The sequence below is a fragment of the Acidimicrobiales bacterium genome, assembly GCA_036273495.1.
In the GTDB taxonomy this organism is placed as follows: domain Bacteria; phylum Actinomycetota; class Acidimicrobiia; order Acidimicrobiales; family JAJPHE01; genus DASSEU01.
This window is the reverse complement of the sequence record DASUHN010000056.1, coordinates 1-18,817: the sequence shown is the minus strand read 5'-3', so window position 1 is coordinate 18,817 and position 18,817 is coordinate 1. Positions and strand designations below refer to the sequence as shown.

Here is an 18,817-nt window from a genome sequence, read left to right as displayed (position 1 = left end):
CGGTACTGTCCCGTCGTGGCGGCCATCGAAGCAATTGACCTGGTCGTCCGCTACGGCGGCACCGTCGCCGTCGACGGCCTTTCCCTCTCGGCCGAGCCGGGCGAGGTCGTGGCCCTGCTCGGCCCCAACGGGGCGGGCAAGACGTCCACCGTGGAGAGCCTCGAGGGCTACCGTCGGCCGGCCGGCGGGCGGGTGCGCGTTCTCGGCCTCGATCCCCGCGCCGACCACGCCCGTCTCGTCCCGCGCATCGGGGTGATGCTCCAGCGCGGCGGTGTGTACCCGGCCATGACGGCGCGTCACGTGCTGGCGCTGTTCGCCGCCTTCTACCCCGACCCCGAGGACCCGGACGAGCTGATCACCCGGGTCGGGCTGGGTGGCGTCGACCGGACGGCGTGGCGGCGTCTCTCGGGTGGGGAGCAGCAGCGGCTCTCGCTGGCGCTGGCCCTCGTGGGCCGGCCCGAGGTGGCCTTCCTCGACGAGCCGACCGCCGGCGTCGACCCCGCCGGCCGGCTGGCGATCCGCGAGGTGATACGGGAGCTCGGCGCCGCCGGCCGCTGCGTCCTGCTCACGACCCACGACCTCGAGGAGGCGGAGCGGGTGGCGCACCGGGTCGTCATCGTGGCGGGGGGAAAGGTGGTGGGGGAGGGAACGCCGGCCGAGCTGATGGCATCCGGCTCGCGGCACATCCGCTTCGGCGCCCCCGCCGGCCTCGACCGGGCTGGCCTGGCCTCCGTGATGGGCGCCCCCGTCGTCGAGGAGCGACCGGGCGAGTACCGCGTCGACGCCCCCGCCGAGCCGGCAGCGGTCGCCCGTCTCACCGCCTGGCTGGCCGAGCACGACCTTCCTCTGGCGGACCTGCGCGCCGGCCGCCACACCCTGGAGGACGTCTTCCTGCAGCTCACGTCGGCGTCGAGCGTGGCCGAGGCGGAGCGGACGGGGAGGAGGCGGCGGTGACGGAAGGGGTCACTACGCCGGGGGACGGCGCGCACCGGTCCCTCCGGCCCGCGATGGCACAGGCGCGCGCCGAGGTGGCCATGACCCTACGCAGGGGAGACTCGCTGCTGCTGGCCCTCGGCATCCCGGTGCTGCTGCTGGTGTTCTTCTCGCTCGTCGACGTCCTGCCGACGGGAACACGGCACCCGGTCGACTTCCTGGCGCCGGGGATCCTGTCGCTGGCCGTGATGTCCACCGCCATGGTCTCGCTCGGCATCGCCACCGGGTTCGAGCGGAGCTACGGCGTGCTCAAGCGGCTGGGCACCACCCCGCTCGGGCGCCCGGCGCTGCTGGCGGCCAAGACGACGGCGGTGTTGGCGGTAGAGGTGCTGCAGGCCGCCGTCCTCGTGCCCGTGGCCGTGGGCCTGGGGTGGCGACCCGGGGGCCACGCGGGTCTGGCGGTCGCTGCGGCGGTGCTCGGCACCGTGGCCTTCTCCGGGATCGGCATGCTCATGGCCGGGACCCTGCGCGCCGAGGCGACGCTTGCCGGGGCCAACGGCCTGTACCTCGTGCTGCTGCTGCTCGGGGGGATGGTCGTGCCTCTGGCCAAGCTGCCCGGCGGCCTCCGCGCCATATCGCGCGCCCTTCCGGCCGCCGCGCTGTCAGGCGCGATGTCCGCCGGCCTGGGGCCGGGTCGGGTCCCCGCTCACGACTGGATCGTGCTGGCGGCGTGGGCCGTGGCCGCCCCCGCCGCTGCCGCCCTCACCTTCCGCTGGGAGTGACGCGTCAATGAACGTGGTCGAGCCACCAGGCCAGGCGGGGCGCGGTGAGAGCACCGAGGACCGTACCGACGCGGTGGCCGCTCGAGTTGATGAACACCGTCGTCGGGGTGTCGTTCACCACGTAGCGGCCGGCCACCGAGTCCTGAGGGTCGAATCCCGACGGGTACGGGACGCGGTAGAGGCGGAGCATGGCCTGGGCACCCGTGCGGGTGTCCCCGGAATCGACGCCGACGAACCGGACCCGGTTGCCCGCAGCGCGAGCGGCCGAGGCCAGGACCGGCAGCTCGTCCTTGCACGGCCCGCACCACGAACCCCAGAAGTTCACGACCACCGGCCGGCCCTTCAGCGCCGACAGGTCCACCGGGGCCCCGTTGGCGTACACCGACGGAAGGGTGAAGGACGGGGCGGGACCGACGTCTTTGACCCTGTCGGGCGGAAGCTTCGGAGGCAGTAGCAGGTTCAGCCCGTACAGGACCCCCAGCGTCACGATGGTGGCGACGGTCGAGGCGCCGATGAGGGTCCGCGTGCGTCGCGGCAGGGGACGCAAGCCTCGCGGCGGCCGGGAACCGCCGGTGGGCGGGTCGCTCAACGCAAGATCAGCTGGTCCGCCGCCATGGCCACGAACAGCACGGTGAGGTACGTGATCGAGTAGCCGAAGAGCCGCATGGCCTGGCCGGGCGAGGCGGAGCGGACCAGGCCGATGGCCCGGCCGAGGAACACCCCGCCGAGGATCACGGCCGTCGACAGGTACAGCCATCCGAGGTGGGCCACCGGGACCAGCACCAGGGAGGCGACCCACAGGGCCGCGGTGTAGCCGACGATGCGCCAGGCCGTCACCCGCAGGGAGGTGACGACAGGGAGCATCGGCACGTCGGCGGCGGCGTAGTCGTCGCGGTATCGGACGGCCAGGGCCCAGAAGTGCGGCGGCGTCCAGAGGAATATCACCGCGAACAGAACGACGGGAGCCAGCGCCAACCGTCCCGTGACGGCAGACCAGCCCACCAGGACCGGCACCGCCCCCGCCGCCCCACCGATGACGATGTTCTGCTTCGACGTCCGCTTGAGCCACAGCGTGTAGACGAAAACGTAGAACAGGGTGGCGCTCACGGCCAGGACGGCCGAGAGCAGGTTGACCGCCGACCACAGCTCGGCGAACGCCGCCACCTCCAGGGTGATGGCGAAGATCAGCGCCGCCCGCGGCGTCACCGCCCCCGTCACCAGGGGTCGGTTCCGCGTCCGCTTCATCAGGGCGTCGATGTCGCGGTCGACGTACATGTTCACGGCGTTGGCCCCACCGGCCGCCAGCGCCCCCCCGGCCAGGGTGGCCAGGACGAGCCATCCGGAGGGGATGCCCCGGGCCGCCACGACCATCGTCGGCAGGGTGGTCACCAGGAGCAGCTCGATGATCCGCGGCTTGGTCAGCGCCAGGTAGGCGCCGACCCGGGCGGTCAGGCCGCGCCGCAGCGCCACGGGCACGACCAGCGCGTCGACGGACATGACCTGGCAACACTAGGAGGCGGGATCGGCGCCCTCCAAAGTGGGGCAACCGGGGGGTTAGCCTTCCCGGACGTGAGAGCTCCGGCGGTCAGCCCGGTCGCGGCGACGCGTGTGTTCCGGGTGGCGCTCGGGGCTCTGATCCTGATCGTGCTGACCGGGGCCGGCGTCCGGCTCACCCAGTCCGGACTGGGCTGCCCGGACTGGCCGGCGTGCTCGGGTAGCCGGCTGGTGGCGGCCTGGCACTACCACGCCGTCATCGAGTTCGGGAACCGGGTGGTCACGGTGGCCGTGACCCTGGCCGTTCTGGCCGCCCTCGCCGCCGCCTGGCTCCGCGTGCCGCGCCGCCGGGACCTGGTCGGCCTGGCCGCCGGCCTGGTGGCCGGGGTCGTGGCCCAGGCCGTCCTCGGCGGCATCACCGTGCTGGCGAAGCTGGCCCCGGGCTGGGTGATGGCCCACTTCCTCCTGTCCATGGCCGTGATAGCCGTGGCGGTGGTCCTGGTGCGCCGGTCGGGGCAGCCGGAAGGGGAGCGCCGGACGCGGGTCGCCCCCGAGGTGGTGTGGGGGGGACGGGCGCTCGTGGCCCTGACCGCCGTCGTCCTGGGGCTCGGGACGGTGGTGACGGGGTCGGGGCCGCATTCGGGGGCGGTGGGAGTGGGGCGCCTGCCGATCTCGGCCCGGGACGCCGCCGAGGTGCACAGCGGGCTGGTGCTGATGCTGGTGGGCTTTGCCCTGGCGGCGGCGCTGCTGCTGCGCAGCCCGCGGGTGCCGCCGGACGTGGAGCGCAACGGACGGGTGCTCGTGTACGTCCTGGGTGTCCAGGGGGCGATCGGGTACGCGCAGTACTTCTCGGGGGTGCCGGCGGCGCTGGTGGAGTTGCACGTGGCCGGGGCGCTGGCCGTCTGGCTCGGTGTGCTGCGCCTGCACCTGTCGCTCACGGCCCGGAAGGCGGTCCAGGTCGTGGACGTGCCGACGGAGGCCGTGCCGGTGGGGGACGGACGGGCCCTGGCCGGGGTGTGACCGGCGGTGCCGACGCCCACCGCGCCCTCCCCCACCCGGGTCGACCAGCCGATCAGCCGGGAGGACGTCCGTCCCGACCGGCCGTGGCTGGTGATCGTGTGGAACGACCCGATCAACCTGATGTCGTACGTCACCTACGTGTTCCAGAAGTTGTTCGGATACAGCCACGACAAGGCCACCCACCTCATGTTGCAGGTGCACCACGACGGCAAGGCGGTGGTGTCGAGCGGGACCCGCGAGCGGGCCGAGATGGACGTCTTCCGCCTCCACAAGCACGGCCTGTGGGCAACCATGGAGCAGAGCGACTAGCGATGCGACCGGCGCCGAGGAGCGGGGAGCGCAAGTGGTGAGACTGGGTCGCCGCATCCGTCGCAACCGTCGTGGGGAGTTCGAGCTGCGGCTGCCCTCGGAGGAGCGGGAGATGCTGCGCTCGCTGCCCGGACAGCTGCTGAGCCTGCTCGGGGGCGGCTCCGACGACCCCGACCTCCACCGGCTCTTTCCGCCTGCCTACGCCCGGGACCGCGACGCCGAGGCGGAGTACCGCGATCTGGTCGGCTCCGACCTGCTCGACAGTCACCAGGAAGCGTTGCGGGTGATGGCGGCCACGCTCGATCTGCCCCGCCTCGACGAGGAGCAGATGGCCGCCTGGCTGACCGGCCTCAACGAGCTGCGCCTCGTGCTGGGCACCCGGCTCGACGTGGACGAGGACCAGCATCCCGTCGACCCCTCTGATCCGGCCGCTCCCGCCATGGCCCTGTACGGCTACCTCACCTGGCTGCAACAGCAGGCGGTGGAGGCGCTGTCCGAGGCGCTGTGAGCGGTCGCCGCTGCCAGGATGAGCCCATGGAGACGCACCGGGTGCCGGTCGACGGCCCCGTCTCGTTGGCCGTGGACCTCTGGCCGGGCGGGAGCGGGGGGCCGGCGTTCGTGCTGGTCCACGGCCTGGCGTCGAACTCCCGGCTGTGGTGGAGGACGGCGACGCGGCTCCACCAACTCGGCCACGCCTGCGCCTCTGTCGATCAGCGCGGCCACGGGCGGTCCGACAAGCCCGACGGCGGCTACACCCTGGACCGGGCCTGTGCCGACCTGTCCGAGGTCGTCTCGTTCCTGGGCCGGGATGTCCCGGGCTTCGGGGGACCGCTCGTGGCGGCCGGCCAGTCATGGGGCGGCAACGTCGTGCTGGAGCTCGGGTGGCGTCAGCCGGACATGCTGGCCGGCGTGGTGGGGGTCGACGGAGGGACCCTCGAGCTGTCCCACCGCTTCGAGAGCTGGGACGAGTGCGCCCGGGCCCTGGCCCCACCCCGCCTGGCGGGCACCCCTCTGGCCGACATCGAGGCGCTGCTCCGCCGGGCCCACCCCCACTGGCCCGAGTCCGGCATCGGGGCCACGCTCGGCAACTTCGAGGTCCGTGCCGACGGCACCGTGGCGCCCTGGCTCACCTTCGAGCGCCACATGCTCCTCCTCCGGGCCCTGTGGGAGCACCACCCCACGAGCCGCTACCCGGAGATCAAGGTGCCGGTGCTGCTCGTGCCGGCGGACGGGGGCGGCGCCGACGACTTCTCGGCCGAGAAGCAGAGGTCGGTCGAGGAGGCGGTGGCGGCCATCCCCGTCGCCGCCGCCCGCTGGTTCAGCCCCGCCGACCACGACATCCACGCCCAGTTCCCCGATGAGCTGGCCGACATGCTCCACGCCGAGGCGACGGGGGGCCTGCTGGCGTGACCACCCCGCCCACCGCCGACACCCGGCTCCCCCGTCTGCTCGTGGTCATGGGATCGGGCGAGACGAGCCCGACGATGGTCAAGACCCATCGCGCCCTCCTGGAGCGGCTGGGGCCACCACCGGTGCCCGCCGTGCTGCTCGACACCCCCTTCGGCTTCCAGGAGAACGCCGACGACATCACCGAGCGGGCGGTGCACTACTTCAGAGAGAGCGTCGGCGCCCAGCTCGACGTAGCCAGCTTCCGCTCGAGGATGGACGCCTCCGACACCGTCGCCCACGAGCGGATGCTCGACCGGCTGCGGCGGGCCTCCTACGTGTTCGCCGGGCCGGGTAGCCCGTCGTATGCACTGCGGCAGTGGCAGGGGACGGCCGTGCCCGACGCCCTCGCCGACAAGCTGGCCCGGGGGGGCTGCGTCTGCTTCGCCAGCGCGGCCGCCCTCACCCTGGGCGTGGCCACCGTGCCGGTCTACGAGATCTACAAGGTCGGCGAGGACCCCCAATGGCTGGACGGGCTCGACCTGCTCTCGGCCACCGGCCTGCGGGCGGCGGTGATCCCCCACTACAACAACGCCGAGGGCGGAAACCACGACACCCGGTTCTGCTACCTGGGGGAGCGGCGGCTGCGCCGGATCGAACCGGAGCTGCCCGAGGGCGCGTTCGTGCTCGGGGTCGACGAGCACACCGGCTGCGTCTTCGACCTCGACGCCGGTACCGCCACCATCGTCGGGCTCGGCGTGGTGACGGTACGGGCCCGGGGCCGCTCCGAGGAGCTGCCCTCCGGGGCCACGGTCTCCATCGGGGAGCTAGCCGCCACGGCGGAGCGGCTGGCCGCGGGGGGGCAGGGACCCGAGGCCGGCGGTCCGGTCCCGGCCGCCGCTCCGGAGGCGGAAGAGACGGGGGCGGTCTCACCTGCCCCGGAGGTCCCGGTCGGACGGCTGGCCCGGTCCCCACTGATGGGGTCGGTCGACACCCGCCAGCGGGAGTTCGACGAGGCCCTGGAGCGCCGCGACGCCGACGGCGCCGCCGCCGCCATCCTCGGCCTCGACTCCGATCTGGCCGCCTGGGCGGCCGACACCACCCAGTCCGACGAGCTGGACCGGGCCCGGGCCGCCCTCCGGGCCATGGTCGTCCGCCTGGGCGAAGCGGCCGCCCTGGGGATGCAGGACCCCCGCGAGGCCGTCGGCCCCTATGTGGAGCTGCTGCTGGGGCAGCGGGCGGCGGCACGGGAGGAGCGGCGCTTCTCCGAGGCCGACGCCCTCCGCGACGGTCTGGTGGCCCTCGGCGTCGAGGTCATGGACGGCCCCGCCGGCACCACGTGGGAGCTGAAGGGGACCCCCTGACCCACCCGCGCCCTGCGACCACGAGGGGATCGCCGGGAGGGGCCCGGGCGGGCCCCTGGTACTCTGGCCGCCACCTTCAGCGGGAGCGGGCCCCCATCGTCTAGCGGCCTAGGACGCCGCCCTTTCAAGGCGGTAACACGGGTTCGAATCCCGTTGGGGGTGCCTGGTAACGCCCAGGACCTGTGGTGCAGTTTGGAGTGCACGCCGGCCTGTCAAGCCGGAGGTCGCGGGTTCAAATCCCGTCAGGTCCGCTCGACCCCCGCGGGGGCCGAGGTCGGGTAGCTCAGTTGGTAGAGCGCGCGCCTGAAAAGCGCGAGGTCACCGGATCGACGCCGGTCCCGACCACGTCACAAAGTGCCCCTGACTCGGAAGCAGCGCTTCCTTCTCGGCCGTATCGGCCCTCACTCCCCCATCCGCTTGCAGCAAAGGAGGAGGCCGATGGCTGAGCCGGAGAGGCTGCCGAATGGCCGGTGGAAGGTCCGCTACCGAGATCCCGAGGGTCGAACCGCTGCCAATCCAGGCCTGGCGTTCCCAGCTCCTCGGCTCGGGGGTGGCGCCCTCGTCCGTGCACAGGAGATACCGGGTGCTGCGGCGGATCCTCCAGGTGACAGTCAAGAAGGACATGCTGATTGCGGACCCCTGCAACGCCGCGCACCCCCCCGGGTCGAGACGAGCGAAGTTCCTTGACCTCTTACGCCGGTCCATCGCCGCGATCGAGGGACTGGTGTTCATTGCCGGCGACCCTGCGACTGGTCGGGCCGCCGGTGGGTCCGCCAGAAGCCGAAGACGAAGGCAGGGACACGGTCGGTCAGCATCTCGCCTCTCCTGGAAACTGGCGACGCCGCGACGAGACGGGTTAGGACTGATTGCGTGGCCACACAGGGCTCTGGCGCTTGGTCAAGGGGTGGCGTCGCTGTCCTGGGTGCCCTGTGCGCGGCAGTGGCCGTTTGGACCTCGAGCCGCCGCCGTCATGGCGTCAAACCCGACATCGGAGCTGCTGGCCGGGCCGGTCGGGCCTCCCAGGTCGGAGGCCTGGCGGTTCGCGCCGGAGTCGCCGCCGCCCTCAACCGCTCCCAGCGCGTCTTCGCCTCGGCCGAACGTAAGGAGCACCTCGACGGCGAGCTCGAGCTGAAGACGGCCGAGCAGGTCGCCGAGGTGCTCGGCGGGATGAAGGGCGTGCTGATGAAGCTGGGGCAGCTCGCCAGCTTCGTGGACGACGGGATGCCTGAGCCGGTCCGCGCGGCGCTGTCCCAGCTGCAGGCCGACGCTCCCCCGATGGCACCGGAGCTGGCTGCTGGGGTCGTGGAAGACGAGCTCGGAGCGCGACCCGAAGTGGCCTTCGCGGAGTGGGACCCGATTCCAATCGCGGCCGCGTCGATCGGCCAGGTCCACCGGGCCATGACCCACGACGGCAGGGCCGTAGCGGTCAAGGTGCAATACCCCGGCGTCGACAAGGCGATCGCCGCTGATCTCGACAACATGGACTTGGCTGGTGTGCTGGCGCCGTTGCTGTTCAAGGGCCTCGACGTGGCGGCGGTCGCCTCGGAGTTACGCACTCGCCTGACCGAGGAGCTCGACTACCGGCTGGAGGCGACCCGCCAGCAGCGTTTCGCTGACTGGTACCGCGGACATCCATACATCCACGTGCCGGACGTGCTCCCAGCCGTCTCATCGCGCCGAGTGCTGACGTCGGAGTTGGCCGACGGGGCGCGTTTCTCTGAGATGGAGTCCTGGGACCAGGCCGAGAAGGATCTCGCCGCCGAGACGATCTACAGGTTCGTCTTCGGCAGCCTCTACCGCATATTCGCATTCAACGGAGATCCACATCCGGGCAACTATCTGTTCCGAGGCGGGGGGAGAGTGACGTTCCTCGACTTCGGACTCGTGAAGGAGTTCGCCGCCGATGAGATCGGCCAGATCCTGCGAGTGATCGACGGTTGCGTCCTCAACCGTCACCCGGGCTCGGCGCGCCAGGCATGCGAAGAGGTCGGCTTCATCGTGCCCGGCGCCCAGGTCAGCGACGAGGCCGTCGACGAGTTCATGTCTCTATTCTTCGACGCCGTCGAGTCGCACGGCGTCACCACTGTCACCCCGGAGTGGGCAAGTGAGGTGACCAGGCGGATCCTGAGCGGCCGTGCCGCACACGCCGAAGTGGTCAAGTGGTCCAACCTCCCGCCACCGTTCGTGATCCTGCAGCGGATCAACATCGGATTGCTCGCCATCCTCGGACGGATGTCGGCGACCGGCAACTTCCGCGCGATCGCCGAGGAGATGTGGCCTCTGACGCTCGGACCGCCGTCGACGGCAATGGGAGAGAAGGAGGCTGGGTGGCTAAAGAAGGCCCACCCGAACGTACCCCTCAGTCTCGGGGGGCGGGCCTGACGGGCATGTACGGCCCGAGACCGAACGGCTCCCCGGACCGGCGGGAGGGGCCAGTCGGCCCTCGCCGCCTCGCATGAGGTTCGGGGGAACTTGACCTCGTGTTCCGCTCCCCCTCCGACGTGGGGCCCCCGCCGGCGGAGGCGCGCCAGACTGGCCGGATGTCCGAGATCCCGTTGAGCGACGGGGAGCCGTCGGTGGCGGGTTCTGTACTCGTCGATGGGCGCGTGCACCGCTGGACGGGGCCCTGGACGCCGGCCGTGCACGCCCTGCTCCGCCACCTGGAGGCGGTGGGCTTTGATGGAGCCCCACGGGTGGCCGGTTTCGACGACCAGGGACGGGAGGTATTGAGCTGGGTCGAGGGCGAGGCACCGAGACTGCCATGGCCGGCCTGGATGCAGGCCGATGCGGCGCTGGCGGGCCTCGGGCGCCTGCTGCGCCGCTACCACGACGCCGTGGCTAGCTTTGTGCCGCCGCCCGGCGCGGTGTGGCGATGCTGGCTCGGGTCGCCTGGAGGGCCGATCATCCGCCACGGCGATCTGTGGGCCCCGAACGTCATCTTCCGCCAGGGGCTTCCGGTGGCACTCATCGACTGGGAGTTCGCCCAGCCCGGGACGCACCTCGACGACCTCGGGTCGGCTGCCAAGGTCTGGGTTCCCTTGATCAGCGATGAACGGGCAAGGGCGGACGGCTGGAAGCTGCCGGTTGACCGGGTCGGCCGTCTCCGACTGCTCTGCGACGCATACGACGTTCCGGCAGCCGAACGACGCTTGCTGCTACCCACGATGATCAGGAACTCCGAGTACGGCTACCGCAGCCATAAGACCTGGGGTGAGGCCGGGGTGGCCGGGTTCGCCGAGATGTGGCGGGCCGGCAGCGGAGAGCGAATCCTCGCAGACCGGGCATGGCTGGAAGCGCAACGGCCGGCCCTGGAGGTGTTTGCTCAGTGACGGATCTGCCAAGGGCCGTCGATCCCGGGCACGTGGGGGCCCGACCGGCTCCAGCCGCAGGGTCGCTCGGGCCGGTGGCAAGCGCGGGAGATGGGACATATGGAGTGGACCCACGGACTGGAGCGGAGCCCCACATTCCGGTCGAATGGTCCCAATGCGGACTGTCGGGTCGATCGACGCCCTTGACTACGGCGGACCCGTCGATACCCTCACCAACGCAGGACCCCGGCAGGTAGGGCACTTTTAGGGAGGCGGACCTAATGACGGAGACAGCTGCGGACTCGTTTGTCGCGCTTCGCGAATCGGTGCAGGGAGTCGTCGCCGTTCCGGGCGACAGTGCCTACGACGACGCCGTGAACATCTGGAACGGCGCCATCGGGCGGCGTCCGTCGGTGGTGGCCCGTTGCTCCTCGAGTGCCGACGTGGCCGCCGCCCTGACTTTCGCCGTGGAGCGAGGGCTGGAGGTGTCCGTGCGGGGAGGTGGGCACAACTACGCCGGTTTCTCGCTGACCGACGGCGGTCTGATGATCGACCTGACCCCCCTCAAGAACGTCGTTGTCGACCCGTCGGCCCGCCGGGCTCGGTGCGGCGGGGGCACGACGTGGGGTGAGTTCGACGCCGCCACCCAGGAGCACGGCCTGGCCGTACCCGGAGGCTTCATCAGCCATACGGGCGTGGCCGGGCTCACCCTCGGAGGTGGATTCGGGTGGCTGTCCCGTCTGGCCGGGCTGTCATCCGACAACCTCGTCGGCGCCGAGGTGGTGAGTCCGGACGGCCAGATCCACCGGGTCTCCGCCAACGAGAACGAGGACCTGTTCTGGGCCATCCGGGGCGGGGGCGGCAACTTCGGAGTGGTAACCGAGTTCGAATTCGCCCTGCACCCGGTAGGCCCCCTGGTCCATCTGGGCCTGTTCCTGTTCTCCCCGGACGACGGTCCCCAGCTGTTCCGTTTCGCCCGTGAGTTCATACCGACCCTGCCCGACGAGTGTGGCGTCTTCCTTGCCGGCCTGAGCGCCCCGCCGGCGCCGTTCGTGCCTGAGAACCTCCACTTCACGCCGACGTTTGCCTTGGTCGTGGTGGGCCTGACCGACGAGGCCGCCCACGCCGGACTGATCGCCCCGATCAAGCAGGCCATGTCGCCCATCGTCGAGCTGGTTACGCCGATGCCATACGTGGCCCTCCAGCAGATGTTCGACGAATCGGCGCCGTGGGGCCTGCACTCCTACGAGAAGGCGGTCTATCTCGCCGAGCTCTCCGACGGAGCCATCGAGGCGATCTCCGAGCACCAGCCTCGGAAGATGTCGCCCCTGTCGTTCGTGCCGATCTTTCCGCTCGGGGGCGTGTACGCCCGGGCGTCCCACGCCGACTCGGCCTTCGGCGGCAACCGGGCCACCCGGTGGGTAGTCAACATCTCGGGCACGGCCGTGGATCCGAGTCAGTACGAGGCCGAGCGGGGCTGGGTCCGTGACTACTGGGCGGGCCTCGTCTCTCACGCCGGCAATGTGGGCAGCTACGTCAACTTCATGACCGAGTACGAAGAGGAACGGGTGCGCAACGCCTACGGCGACAAGTACGAGCGGCTCCGGGCTATCAAGGCCAAGTACGACCCCGCCAACGTCCTGCACCTGAACGCCAACATCCTTCCCGCCTGACCCCTCGCTCGGGGCTCACTCGTCGGCGGGTCGCGGTTGTCGTCCTGCACCGAAGAGGAGGAATCGGTCCGGTCCCATGCCCAGCGATGTGGGGCAGGCCCAGTACCACCGACCTCCGGGAATAAGGGGACGCCGCGGGCTATACAAGTCTTAGCTTAGTACGTGGCTTGGGGAGCACGTGCTTGTGGATAGGGTGCTGAGGCGTGGACGCCGCCCTTGACGTCAAGTATGCCCGGACCAGAGATGGGCTTTATGTCGCCTACGCCACTATGGGCGACGGCCCGCCTGACATCGTGTATCTGATCGCTGGGGTGACACACCTGAGGTTGAACCAGGACGAGCCACTCTTCAGGCGCTACGAGGAGAAGCTGACGTCCTTCTGCCGTCTGGTGATGATGGATGAGCGAGGGGCCGGCATGTCCGATCCGCTTCCGTCCTCCGAGCCACCGACCCTTGAGGAGCGCATGGACGACGTCCGAGCCGTTTTGGACGCGTTGGGTATCGAGCGCGCCACCCTCTTCGGCTATGTCGACGGGGGTCCACTGGCGATGCTCTTTGCCGCCACCTATCCAGAGCGCGTGGATCGTCTGATCCTCTACTGCAGCTATGCTGCCCTAACCGCCGGGCCTGACTATCCGATTGGGTTCGCCGCTGAGTTCCTGGATCGGATGGCGACTCGTATCACCGAGGTTTGGCCGGATCTGGGCTACGAGCTGTGGGCTCCGAGCAGCGACCAGGCCTTCCGGCGGCGCTGGACAGAACGCACCACGAGCGTTTCCAGCCCAGCTCGGGCGGCGGCGGTCTTCCGGCGCAGTTATGGCAGTGACGTACGTCCTGTCCTCAGTTCGATCACCGTCCCGACCCTGGTGCTGCACCGGGAGGGCTCCCGGGTAATTCCGATGGCGATGGGTCAGTATCTTGCCGACCACATTGCTGGCGCCCGCTTCGTGGCCCTCCCCGGACAGGACACCTATCCCTTCATCGGAGACGTCGATGCCTTGGTGGCCGAGACCGAGGAGTTCGTCACCGGTGAACGCTCTGCCCCTGTCGTGGACCGGATCCTGGCCACGGTGCTCTTCACCGACATTGTCGATTCCACCAGGCAGGCCGGCGAGATCGGCGACGGGCACTGGCGGGTGCTGCTCGATGATCACGATGCCATGGTCCGCCGGCAGCTCGAACGCTTCGAGGGACGGGAGGTCAAGACCACGGGGGACGGGTTCTTCGCTGCCTTCGACGGGCCGGCCCGAGCCGTCCGCTGCGCCTGGGCCGTCCGGGACGGCGCTCGACGGCTCGGGCTGGACGTCCGCGCCGGGATTCACACCGGTGAGTGTGAGGTACGAGGGGATGACCTCGCTGGTATCGCCGTGCACCTCGGCGCCCGGATTGGCTCCCTGGCCCAAGCCGGCGAGATCCTGGTATCCCGCACGGTCGTCGATCTTGTCGCCGGCTCCGGGATCGGCTTCGAGGACCGCGGAGCCCACCACCTGAAAGGCATCCCCGGTGAGTGGCGCGTCTATAGCGCCACAGGCTGATATCCGCCAGACCGGTAACCGGCGATAAGGGACATGAGCGTCACTCGAGACCGCCAAGCCGGAGCATCTCCGCGAGCTTGGAGAGCTTCTTTTCCGACAGAGCCCCAGTTTGTTCATTCAGGTCGGTCTTTTTCAGGCTCACGAGCCACGAGCAGTTGATCCGGTCCGGTCGAGCTAGCGCAACTCGCACGACGCCGGAGGAGAGCCCTTCCTCGCGGCCGACCGGGAGTTCGACAGCGGCTCCAGCGATGTCAGTCTCGGCGGCCGGTACCACGTAGATCGCGCGAAGGTCCGCCTCGTCACGAGCGGACAAGATGACGACGGCGGATGCTTCCGCACCGAACGCCCGCCAGACTTCACCGCGAGATGGCATGCCTCAGTGTCGCACGGTGGGATCGATGGATCCTGTTGGTAACGATCAATCACGAGGGAGCCCCTCCGAAGGCGAAGAGTGAAACTCAGAGCGACGCACGATAAGAGATTCCTTGGCGCCTGTCCCAGAAGCGCCGGTCGGGGACGGTTCCGTATGCCGCGTCGGTACCCCTGGGAGCCACCTGCAAGGGATGGCCACCCCTCGGCAACAAACCGGGATCCGAGGCCGGGAGATCTACGACAACCGATCAGGGATCAGAAGCAGCCCCTCAGCCCGGGCGGCCGCATGAAGGCGGCGACCCCAGGTGATGAGCACGAGATCGTCCTGGGGAAGAGTGAGAGCCGCGGCCAGGTGCCGGCGTCGAGGCTTCGCAGGTCCCTGTGAAGGGCCAGCTCCGCCGCCCTCTCGACTAGAGCCTGGCCGACCTCCACCACCCCGAAAGCCCCCCACTCCTCCCTCATGGCCCGAGTGGGCGCTTGGCCGGCGGTCAGGCCCACGGCCCGGAAGGTCTCCACGAAACCGTCCGGCAAATGACCCAGGCCGCCGCCTCCTCCATGGCCTCCCGGACGAGGTCACTTCCAGGCTCCTCCACGTAGCGCTTCACCCGCCGAGCGGACCGACGCCTCCAACATCCGCAACTCACCGGCCACCCGCCGCTCGTGCTCCTCCTCGTCACGTCGGGCCCGGGACGGGCGCCACCGGCCCTTGATCAGGAAGACGAAGGGGAGGAACGCCGCCTGGCACCCGAGGCCGATCCACCACCAGCGCCGCCACTCAGCGGGGGCCACGGCCTGCGCCCTCTGGGCCGCCGGCCCGTACGCCTGGAGGTAGGCCAGGTCGGCCTTGCCCTGGGGGGTGGCCGCCACCTTGCCCACTGCCACCAGCCGCTGCAGCGCCGTCGGGGCGGTGACGTGGAGCTGGCCGGAGATCTCGGTGACCGCCGTGGAGACCGCCGCTCCGTTCGTGGGACTGGCGGCCAGGATGGCCGCCGTCCTGGCGTCGATGACCTGCAGGGTGGCGACCTCGGCCGGGTAGCGGGCCTGGATGGCCTGCAGCTGTACCCCGTGCTCCACGATCGGGCTCATCTGGGTGACGATGAACGGCAGGACGAGGAACGAGACCGATACCGCGATCCGCAGGATCCAGCCCCACACCGCCAGGCCGGTGGCGATGAGAGCGGGGTTGCGGCGCTCGACCGTCTCGGTGAAGCCGGCCAGCCAGCCGACGAACACAAAGCCGAAGAACACGGCCAGCAGGGCCATGATCCAGACGAACGTGTAGTAGCCGGTGTCGGGGTGACCGGTCCGCAGGGCAAAGAGGACGGTCGCCACCATGGCCCCCAGCGCCCCCACCACCATGAACGGCTTGCGGACCCGCATCCGGTCGGACAGGACCCCGATCACGATGATCGACCCGATGTTGAACGCCCACATCCAGTTGCCCAGGCTGTTGGCCCGTTGCTCGCTGTAGCCGAAGGTGGCTCCCATGTAGACGACGAAGAAGGCGATGATCGTGTAGTACATGACCAGGAACACGCTGATGCCGATGCTCGAGCCGATCACGTCGAGGTGGAGCATCTGGCGCCATGGGTGCTCGATCACCTGCCGGATGTCGATGCCGGCCGCCCTGGCCTCGACCAGGGCCCGGTCCTTCAGGCTGACCATGAGCTGGTCACGCAGGCGCGGGGAGAGCTCCCGCAGGCCGGCGACGGCCAGGGCGGAGACGCCCAGGCCGGCGAGGCCGGCGATGATGAACTGGTCCTGCCAGGCCAGCAGGTGGTGCAGGGTGTGGCTCGAGACCACCGCCACGACCAGGGCCCCGGCCACCGGTCCGATGGCGTAGAAACTCATGGCCTTGCCCCGACCGAGCTGAGGGGAGAAGTCCCGCACCAGGGCGGGGATGGCCACCAGGCAGATCCCCTCGACGAAGCCCAGCATGGAGTAGAGGACCGCGTACACCCACAGGTTCGGGGAGTTGGGCAGGCCGAACGCCACCAGGCAGCTCGATATCAGCAGCCCGCCTACGACCATGTTGGCCCGGCCCCAGCGGTCACCCAGTCCCGCGAAGATCGAGGCGAACGCACCCACCGCGTTCCCCACGACCACGATGTAGACGAAGAACGGGAAGCTGCGGTGGTAGTAGGCGATGATGTCCGGCGTCACCGCGGCGGGGACGTAGTACCCGTAGTACAGGACTATGGCCGCCAGCCCGACGATGCCGAGGTACATGTAGCGCCGACCGGAGTCGGGGTAGTGGTCCAGCGACCGGCTCCAGAGCCATCGCAGCCGTTGAGACGTCCGCATCTCACCTGATGCACTGTCGTCGGACGGCAGCGCTCCACGGTGCGGCCAGATTGTTGTCGACATGTCGCTTCCTTTCAGGCTGCGAGGGCGGAGCGCAGCATGGCCGCCGCCCTTCCTAGGCGGTCATGCGACCGACCGCGACATCCCACACCCCCTTAGGGCAGGCAATCCGCTCAGGCCCGGGCGCCGAGAGGGGTGGAGTGGCACCGGCGCACGATGGCGTCGGTGTCGGATCCCGAGGACCATGGGGCGCGGCATCAGGTGACGACGAGGTTGTATCCAGACAGGCCAATCCCTGAGCACGTCATCGAGGCTCACCACACCTGCCACCTCGGTGCCTTCGAGGACCGGAACGCGCCGGACCCCCGCGCAGGCCATCACGTCGGCTGCCACGGAGATGTCGGAACCCCCCTGGACGCTCACGGGACTGGCCGTCATCACGTCAGCCAACGATGTGGCGGAATCCATGCCGGAAGAGAAGGCTCGCACAACGAGGTCCCGGTCGGTCACGATGCCGACCAGCCGACCAGCGTCGACCACGAGCAAGGACCCCACGTCGTACGAGGCCATGATCTGCGCTGCCTCCTGGCATGAGCAGGTGGGAGGAGCCGTGACGGGCGCCCTCCTGAGACGCTCCCTCAGTTGCATCGTCCTCACTCCTCGATTACGACCTGCCGATTGTCCTGGTTCCATGGAACTCTCTCAGCTGGTCCGGCGGAGGGGCCGAATGTCACAACTTCTCCTGTGGGATTTCTGGGACTCCGGCCCTCGCCCCGGCTGCCGCGGCCTGGCTTGGCTTCGGTCTCCGGCATCCAAACTTGGGGACTTCTGGCCCTTCCAAGGACACGGACGTTGGCCGAGACTCGCGCCATGACGATGATGCACACCGGGGCACCCGGAGACCTGCACCTGGCCTCGTTGGCGCTCGACCCCCCGGTCCGGGTGAGCCGCTCGGCCACCCTGCGGGAAGCTGCCGCGCTCATGCAGGACCGCCAGTCGTCATGTCTGCTGGTCGGAACAGGACCAGCTGAGCTGGTGACTGACCACGACTTGGCCTCCGGCCTGGCCGCCGGCATGGGACCCGACGCGCCGGTCGGCGAGGTTGCCTCGTTGGCTCCGGTCTGGGCGACGACGACCACCACCCTGGCCGACGCAGTGCGGATGATGGTCCGCCACCACGTGCGCCACCTCCTCGTGATCGAGCCCGACGGCCGACCCCAAGGGTTCCTGTCGCTGCCCACGGCGATCGAGACGCTGCTCCGATCGGGTCCAGACCCTGGCCTGGGTGCTAAACGAAGTGCTCCCCGGCCTCGACCGGAGCCGAAGGGCGCCGACCGTGTGAGCGGTGCCACGCCGGTGCTGTCAACCGCTTCAAGCGCACCCCGGCTGCGGTAGGGATCCTGGTGGAGTGGCGTCCCCGGTCCTGAGCTTCGCGTCTGGCCCCGGCTGGACATGGTGACCGCCGGCGCTCTGTCCTGCGACGAGGCTCTCGGACGGCTGAGAAACGGGCCGGGCGGGCTCTCCACGGCCGAGGCCGCCGAGCGCCTCGAACGGCTGGGCCCGAATGTGCTGGGCAGTCACGCGGTCAGGCCCGTGGCGGTGCTGGGCCGACAGCTGCGCAACCCTCTCCTGCTGCTCGCCGCGGCCGGCAGGATGGAGCTGTCGCCAGCGGCGCCACAGCGGGTTCCCACTCTCGCGCATCGGTTCAGCGCCGGGGTGCCATTTGTCACTGGAAGGCGCGTCTCCGCTCCGGCACCTATTGCAGGCCCAGCAGGCCGACCAGCTCCCGGAGCACCTGGCCGCCTGCCTCCTCGGCAACGCCGAGAGCCCCTTGTACGTCGAGGTTGGCCAGCAGGGTCGACACAACCGCCCGGCCCGCGCCGGTGGAGCCTCCGGGCTTGGCGGCGTAGCTCCACAGCGTTTCCACATGGGCAGCCGCGGCATTGAGGTCCTCCTCGGCGAAATCCCAGGGCTCGCCCCAGGACCGGGAGAGGATCAAGTAGCGCAACGCTCCCGGCGGGTACCGCTTCAGCAGGTCACCCACGAACACCAGGTTTCCGGCGGACTTGGCCATCTTCTCTCCCCCGAGCATGACCGTGCCGGTATGCAACCAGGCCCGGGCGAAGGGAGCCACCCCGGTGTAGGCCTCGGCCTGGGCGGACTCGTAGGCGTGGTGAGGGAAAGCCAGCTCCTGCCCGCCCACATGTAGGTCGACTGTCGGCCCGAAGGTGGAGACGGCCATGGCCGTGCACTCGGCGTGCCAGCCGGGCCGCCCGCGACCCCATGGGCTGTCCCAGGCCGGCTCGTCCCCGATCGAGCGCTGCCACAGGGCGGCAT

The 18,817-nt window shown here is 70.2% G+C and carries 17 protein-coding genes and 3 tRNA genes; 15 read left to right on the top strand and 5 right to left on the bottom strand.

The genetic code is table 11. The features are described 5' to 3' along the window. The first annotated feature begins 15 nt into the window (after positions 1–15). Both VFW24_02265 and VFW24_02260 read left to right on the top strand, forming a co-directional pair. A complete protein-coding gene (locus VFW24_02265) occupies positions 16–954 on the top strand; it encodes an ABC transporter ATP-binding protein (protein ID HEX5265570.1) in 939 nt (312 codons plus the stop codon). Between the two features lie 80 nt (positions 955–1,034). Continuing rightward, positions 1,035–1,715, top strand: coding sequence for an ABC transporter permease (locus VFW24_02260; GenBank protein HEX5265569.1), 681 nt, complete (start codon positions 1,035–1,037; stop codon positions 1,713–1,715). Positions 1,716–1,719: 4 nt separating this feature from the next. On the opposite strand, the gene VFW24_02255 is transcribed toward VFW24_02260, so the two are convergent. Beyond that, entirely contained in the window at positions 1,720–2,202 is a 483-nt protein-coding gene (locus VFW24_02255) for a TlpA disulfide reductase family protein (protein ID HEX5265568.1), read from the bottom strand. 98 nt (positions 2,203–2,300) lie between these two features. Continuing rightward, the gene (locus VFW24_02250; protein HEX5265567.1) at positions 2,301–3,212 is read right to left on the bottom strand and encodes a heme o synthase; all 912 of its coding nucleotides are present in this window, start codon (positions 3,210–3,212) and stop codon (positions 2,301–2,303) included. 72 nt (positions 3,213–3,284) lie between these two features. On the opposite strand from VFW24_02250, the gene VFW24_02245 reads away from it, so the two are divergent. The 12 genes from VFW24_02245 to VFW24_02190 all read left to right on the top strand — a co-directional run bounded on the left by VFW24_02245 (position 3,285) and on the right by VFW24_02190 (position 13,804). Next, positions 3,285–4,229: a COX15/CtaA family protein gene (locus VFW24_02245; GenBank protein ID HEX5265566.1), complete on the top strand. Its 945-nt coding sequence runs from the start codon at positions 3,285–3,287 to the stop codon at positions 4,227–4,229. 6 nt (positions 4,230–4,235) lie between these two features. Beyond that, entirely contained in the window at positions 4,236–4,538 is a 303-nt protein-coding gene (gene clpS, locus VFW24_02240) for an ATP-dependent Clp protease adapter ClpS (GenBank protein HEX5265565.1), read from the top strand. A gap of 34 nt (positions 4,539–4,572) precedes the next feature. Next, entirely contained in the window at positions 4,573–5,046 is a 474-nt protein-coding gene (locus VFW24_02235; protein HEX5265564.1) for a DUF2017 family protein, read from the top strand. 26 nt (positions 5,047–5,072) lie between these two features. Continuing rightward, entirely contained in the window at positions 5,073–5,948 is an 876-nt protein-coding gene (locus VFW24_02230; GenBank protein ID HEX5265563.1) for an alpha/beta hydrolase, read from the top strand. Continuing rightward, positions 5,945–7,288, top strand: coding sequence for a hypothetical protein (locus VFW24_02225; protein ID HEX5265562.1), 1,344 nt, complete (start codon positions 5,945–5,947; stop codon positions 7,286–7,288). The genes VFW24_02230 and VFW24_02225 overlap by 4 nt, the downstream gene beginning before the upstream one ends. An 89-nt stretch (positions 7,289–7,377) precedes the next feature. Beyond that, a tRNA-Glu gene (locus VFW24_02220) sits at positions 7,378–7,450 on the top strand. A 14-nt stretch (positions 7,451–7,464) separates the two neighbouring features. Continuing rightward, a tRNA-Asp gene (locus VFW24_02215) sits at positions 7,465–7,539 on the top strand. A gap of 21 nt (positions 7,540–7,560) precedes the next feature. Next, positions 7,561–7,633 (top strand) — tRNA-Phe (locus VFW24_02210). Between the two features lie 594 nt (positions 7,634–8,227). Further along, a complete protein-coding gene (locus VFW24_02205) occupies positions 8,228–9,670 on the top strand; it encodes an AarF/ABC1/UbiB kinase family protein (protein HEX5265561.1) in 1,443 nt (480 codons plus the stop codon). A gap of 158 nt (positions 9,671–9,828) precedes the next feature. Continuing rightward, the gene (locus tag VFW24_02200) at positions 9,829–10,617 is read left to right on the top strand and encodes a phosphotransferase (GenBank protein ID HEX5265560.1); all 789 of its coding nucleotides are present in this window, start codon (positions 9,829–9,831) and stop codon (positions 10,615–10,617) included. Positions 10,618–10,922: 305 nt separating this feature from the next. Further along, on the top strand, positions 10,923–12,269 hold the full coding sequence (locus VFW24_02195; GenBank protein ID HEX5265559.1) for an FAD-binding oxidoreductase: 1,347 nt from the start codon (positions 10,923–10,925) through the stop codon (positions 12,267–12,269). Positions 12,270–12,472: 203 nt separating this feature from the next. After that, positions 12,473–13,804: an adenylate/guanylate cyclase domain-containing protein gene (locus VFW24_02190; GenBank protein ID HEX5265558.1), complete on the top strand. Its 1,332-nt coding sequence runs from the start codon at positions 12,473–12,475 to the stop codon at positions 13,802–13,804. A 40-nt stretch (positions 13,805–13,844) separates the two neighbouring features. Here VFW24_02190 and VFW24_02185 read toward each other — a convergent pair whose 3' ends face one another. Together VFW24_02185 and VFW24_02180 are read right to left on the bottom strand one after the other, a co-directional pair. Continuing rightward, the gene (locus VFW24_02185) at positions 13,845–14,117 is read right to left on the bottom strand and encodes a hypothetical protein (GenBank protein ID HEX5265557.1); all 273 of its coding nucleotides are present in this window, start codon (positions 14,115–14,117) and stop codon (positions 13,845–13,847) included. A 632-nt stretch (positions 14,118–14,749) separates the two neighbouring features. Next, a complete protein-coding gene (locus tag VFW24_02180) occupies positions 14,750–16,480 on the bottom strand; it encodes an MFS transporter (GenBank protein ID HEX5265556.1) in 1,731 nt (576 codons plus the stop codon). A gap of 852 nt (positions 16,481–17,332) precedes the next feature. Here VFW24_02180 and VFW24_02175 point away from each other — a divergent pair. Next, positions 17,333–17,875: a CBS domain-containing protein gene (locus VFW24_02175; protein HEX5265555.1), complete on the top strand. Its 543-nt coding sequence runs from the start codon at positions 17,333–17,335 to the stop codon at positions 17,873–17,875. A gap of 361 nt (positions 17,876–18,236) precedes the next feature. On the opposite strand, the gene VFW24_02170 is transcribed toward VFW24_02175, so the two are convergent. Beyond that, positions 18,237–18,817: class I tRNA ligase family protein (locus tag VFW24_02170; protein HEX5265554.1), on the bottom strand; the 581-nt coding region annotated here is incomplete at its 5' end.

Coding starts and splice junctions, on each gene's coding strand:
- VFW24_02180 (HEX5265556.1), bottom strand. CDS start 16,480: ATGCGGACGTCTCAACGGCTGCGATGGCTCTGGAGCCGGTCGCTGGAC.
- VFW24_02230 (HEX5265563.1), top strand. CDS start 5,073: ATGGAGACGCACCGGGTGCCGGTCGACGGCCCCGTCTCGTTGGCCGTG.
- VFW24_02200 (HEX5265560.1), top strand. CDS start 9,829: ATGTCCGAGATCCCGTTGAGCGACGGGGAGCCGTCGGTGGCGGGTTCT.
- VFW24_02260 (HEX5265569.1), top strand. CDS start 1,035: ATGACCCTACGCAGGGGAGACTCGCTGCTGCTGGCCCTCGGCATCCCG.
- VFW24_02250 (HEX5265567.1), bottom strand. CDS start 3,212: ATGTCCGTCGACGCGCTGGTCGTGCCCGTGGCGCTGCGGCGCGGCCTG.